The sequence below is a fragment of the Actinomyces sp. zg328 genome, from assembly GCF_009829635.1.
Classification (GTDB): Bacteria; Actinomycetota; Actinomycetes; order Actinomycetales; family Actinomycetaceae; genus Actinomyces; species Actinomyces marmotae.
Genome location: NZ_VWPE01000040.1, coordinates 1 through 5,152 on the forward strand (window position 1 = coordinate 1; position 5,152 = coordinate 5,152).

A 5,152-nucleotide genomic window follows, 5' to 3' on the forward strand; every position below is an offset into this window, starting at 1 on the left:
GGGGGCGTGGATACCTCATCTTGAAGATGGTTTCCCGCTTAGATGCTTTCAGCGGTTACCCGTCCCGAACGTAGCCAACCAGCCGTGCCCCTGGCGGGACAACTGGCACACCAGAGGTTCGTCCGTCCCGGTCCTCTCGTACTAGGGACAGGCCTTCTCAAGTATCCTGCGCGCGCAGAGGATAGGGACCGAACTGTCTCACGACGTTCTAAACCCAGCTCGCGTACCGCTTTAATGGGCGAACAGCCCAACCCTTGGGACCTGCTCCAGCCCCAGGATGCGACGAGCCGACATCGAGGTGCCAAACCATGCCGTCGATATGGACTCTTGGGCAGGATCAGCCTGTTATCCCCGGGGTACCTTTTATCCGTTGAGCGACGACCCACCCACACGGGATCGCCGGATCACTAGTTCCTGCTTTCGCACCTGCTCGACCCGTCGGTCTCGCAGTCAAGCTCCCTTGTGCACTTGCACTCAACACCTGGTTGCCGACCAGGCTGAGGGAACCTTTGAGCGCCTCCGTTACTCTTTAGGAGGCAACCGCCCCAGTTAAACTACCCACCAGGCACTGTCCCTGACCCGGATCACGGGCCCAGGTTCAGGCGCACGCCATGGCCAGAGTGGTATTTCAACGACGACTCCACCATCACTGGCGTGACGGCTTCACAGTCTCCCACCTATCCTGCACAAGCCATAGCGGGCGCCAATACCAAGCTATAGTAAAGGTCCCGGGGTCTTTCCGTCCTTCTGCGCGAAACGAGCATCTTTACTCGTAATGCAATTTCGCCGAGCTCATGGTGGAGACAGCGAGGAAGTCGTTACGCCATTCGTGCAGGTCGGAACTTACCCGACAAGGAATTTCGCTACCTTAGGATGGTTATAGTTACCACCGCCGTTTACTGGGGCTTAAATTCACCGCTTCACCCCACAAGGGGGCTGACGGATCCTCTTAACCTTCCAGCACCGGGCAGGCGTCAGTCCGTATACATCGCCTTGCGGCTTCGCACGGACCTGTGTTTTTAGTAAACAGTCGCTTCCCCCTGGTCTCTGCGACCCTCCCCCCTAACAGGCAAACTGTTTCAAGGATCGGGCCCCCCTTCTCCCGAAGTTACGGGGGCATTTTGCCGAGTTCCTTCACCATGATTCACTCGTGCGCCTAGGCATACTCTGCCCGACCACCTGTGTCGGTTTAGGGTACGGGCGGCTCGCACCTCGCGCCGGGGCTTTTCTCGGCGCCACAGGATCACCCTACTATCCCCCGCTATCAAACGGGGTCACCATCACGCCTCACCCTCTCACCCCACCACAAACAGCAGGATGAGTGGCCCCCGGACTTACCTGGGGACCGGGCCACACGCTTGAACGGGCCAAGCCATCAGGCCCGCGGGGCTACCACTGCGCGTCACCCCTGTTAATGCGCTTGCCTACCAGCACGGAGGATCCCCAGACCATCACCAACCACCCACCAAGAAACCCGAAAGCTTCCCAGCAGGACACGGCCAGCAACAGCGTGGGTTAGCACCCGCACGTCAGCATGGGCGGTGCTACACCGGTACGGGAATATCAACCCGTCGTCCATCGACTACGCCTGTCGGCCTCGCCTTAGGTCCCGACTCACCCAGGGCGGACTAGCCTGGCCCTGGAACCCTTGGTCATTCGGCGCTAGGGCTTCTCACCCTAGTATCGCTACTCATGCCTGCATTCTCACTCCCGCGCCGTCCACCCCTGGGTCACCCCGAGGCTTCACCCGGCGCGGGACGCTCCCCTACCACCCACCGCCCCTGCCCCACCGCCAACAAGGACGATAAGGAAGGAACAACGCGGCAGGTCCGCGGCTTCGGCGGCGTGCTTGAGCCCCGCTAAATTGTCGGCGCACGATCACTTGACCAGTGAGCTATTACGCACTCTTTCAAGGATGGCTGCTTCTAAGCCAACCTCCTGGTTGTCTGCGCGACCGCACATCCTTTCCCACTTAGCACGCGCTTAGGGGCCTTAGCCGGCGATCTGGGCTGTTTCCCTCTCGACGACGGAGCTTATCCCCCGCCGTCTCACTGCCCCGCTACCACCCGAACGGCATTCGGAGTTTGGCTGACGTCAGTAACCCTGTGGGGCCCATCAGCCACCCAGTAGCTCTACCTCCGCCGGGCAACACGAGACGCTGCACCTAAATGCATTTCGGGGAGAACCAGCTATCACGGAGTTTGATTGGCCTTTCACCCCTACCCACAGCTCATCCCCCCCATTTTCAACTGAGGTGGGTTCGGTCCTCCACACGCTCTTACACGTGCTTCAACCTGGCCATGGGTAGATCACCCCGCTTCGGGTCCAGAACGCGCCACTCACAACGCCCTTTCGGACTCGCTTTCGCTACGACTCCCCCACACGGGTTAGCCTCGCGACGCGCCACTGACTCGCAGGCTCATTCTTCAATAGGCACGCCATCACCCCCACAAAACGAAAGGGCTCTGACGGCTCGTAGGCGCCCGGTTTCAGGTACTCTTTCACTCCCCTCCCGGGGTACTTTTCACCATTCCCTCACGGTACTTATCCGCTATCGGTCATCAGGAAGTATTCAGGCAACCGAGTGGTCTCGGCAGATTCACACAGGATTCCACGGGCCCCGTGCTACTCGGGAACACCATCACGCAGGCCCACCGGTTTCACCTACGGGGCTTTCACCCACTACGGCCCTCCTTCCCAGAAGGTTCGGCTACCACACAGGCTTGATCACTGCGCCCCGCCACGGCAGCAACGGGAAAACAATGCCCCACAACCCCACGACCGCAACCCCTGCCGGGTAATCACACGACCATGGTTTAACCATCATCCGCTTTCGCTCGCCACTACTCACGGAATATCTTCTCCTACGGGTACTGAGATGTTTCACTTCCCCGCGTCACCCCCCACGCCCTATGAATTCAAGCGCGGGTGACCGGGCATGACCCCGGCCGGGTCCCCCCATTCGGAAACCCTCGGATCACAGCCCGCTAGCCGGCTCCCCGAGGCTTATCGCAGGCCACCACGTCCTTCATCGGCCCCTGATGCCAAGGCATCCACCGAACGCCCATAAAAACAAGCAACACACAAAACACACAAACAAAAACAAGACCAAAGCAAAACAAAAAACACGCCCCACAAACCCCCCAAGACGCATCGCGCCACAAGCAAGGGATTCACGAGGCGCGCTGATGCTCGCGCCCACTATGCAGTTCACAACCAACCCACCCACACCAGACCCCACAACCACCAAAACAGTGGCCACGAGCCCAGCCAGGCCCACCAAGGCACACCACGCCAAAGCGCGCTGTCCCAGAACCCCGATAACGCGCCATGCTCGCCCACGCCCAAAAAACTCCCACCAAACACGCCCCAGACAAGCAGAAACGACCCGCCACCAACCCACTTTCAGGCCAGCAGAACAAACAAGCCGCCCCCACCCACCCAAGACAGCGAGAGCAAAAAACTCCTTAGAAAGGAGGTGATCCAGCCGCACCTTCCGGTACGGCTACCTTGTTACGACTTCGTCCCAATCACCGGCCCCACCTTCGACCGCTCCCCGTAAGGCCACGGGCTTCGGGTGTTGCCGACTTTCATGACGTGACGGGCGGTGTGTACAAGGCCCGAGAACGTATTCACCGCGGCGTTGCTGATCCGCGATTACTAGCGACTCCAACTTCACGGTGTCGAGTTGCAGACACCGATCCGAACTGAGACCGGCTTTAAGGGATTCGCCCCGCCTCACGGCATCGCAACCCTCTGTACCGGCCATTGTAGCATGCGTGAAGCCCAAGACATAAGGGGCATGATGATTTGACGTCATCCCCACCTTCCTCCGAGTTGACCCCGGCAGTCTCCCGCGAGTCCCCGCCATAACGCGCTGGCAACACGGGACAAGGGTTGCGCTCGTTGCGGGACTTAACCCAACATCTCACGACACGAGCTGACGACAACCATGCACCACCTGTGAACCGGCCCCAAAAGAGGAACCCCCGTCTCCGGAAGCGTCCGGCACATGTCAAGCCTTGGTAAGGTTCTTCGCGTTGCATCGAATTAATCCGCATGCTCCGCCGCTTGTGCGGGCCCCCGTCAATTCCTTTGAGTTTTAGCCTTGCGGCCGTACTCCCCAGGCGGGGCACTTAATGCGTTAGCTGCGGCGCGGAAAACCCGGAAAGGCCCCCCACACCTAGTGCCCAACGTTTACGGCGTGGACTACCAGGGTATCTAATCCTGTTCGCTCCCCACGCTTTCGCTCCTCAGCGTCAGTAACGGCCCAGAGACCCGCCTTCGCCACCGGTGTTCCTCCTGATATCTGCGCATTCCACCGCTACACCAGGAATTCCAGTCTCCCCTACCGCACTCAAGCCGGCCCGTACCCACCGCAAGCCCCCGGTTAAGCCGAAGGATTTCACGGCAGACGCGACCAGCCGCCTACAAGCCCTTTACGCCCAATAATTCCGGACAACGCTCGCGCCCTACGTATTACCGCGGCTGCTGGCACGTAGTTAGCCGGCGCTTCTTATCCAGCTACCGTCAACCCACCCACAATAGAGCAGGCCTGCTTCACTGGCGAAAGAGGTTTACAACCCGAAGGCCTCCATCCCTCACGCGGCGTCGCTGCATCAGGCTTCCGCCCATTGTGCAATATTCCCCACTGCTGCCTCCCGTAGGAGTCTGGGCCGTGTCTCAGTCCCAGTGTGGCCGTCCACCCTCTCAGGCCGGCTACCCGTCAAAGCCTTGGTAGGCCATCACCCCACCAACAAGCTGATAGGCCGCGAGCCCATCCCCCACCAGAAAAGACCTTTCCCAACCCCACCATGCGGCAGGACCAGAATATCCCGTATTAACACCACTTTCGTGGCGGTATCCAGAAGAAGGGGGCAGGTTACTCACGTGTTACTCACCCGTTCGCCACTCATCCACCCCAACAAAAGCCAGGGCTTCACCGTTCGACTTGCATGTGTTAAGCACGCCGCCAGCGTTCGTCCTGAGCCAGGATCAAACTCTCCAAACAAAACATGAAACAAACACGCCCCAAGCCCACCAAAAACAAAGCAAACCAAGAACGCGCCCACTCCATACAAGCCCAGAAAAAAAGACCAGGCCCAACCCACACCACCACCAAAAACAGCAGCAGCACAGGCCAAACAAAAAA

Annotated in this window: 2 rRNA genes; both read right to left on the reverse strand. The window is 59.6% G+C overall.

The window, feature by feature from the left end:
- Positions 1-3,080 (reverse strand): 23S ribosomal RNA (locus GVV75_RS10000); the annotation flags it as partial.
- A 391-nt stretch (positions 3,081-3,471) separates the two neighbouring features.
- Positions 3,472-5,011, reverse strand: a 16S ribosomal RNA gene (locus tag GVV75_RS10005).
- Between the last annotated feature and the right edge of the window lie 141 nt (positions 5,012-5,152).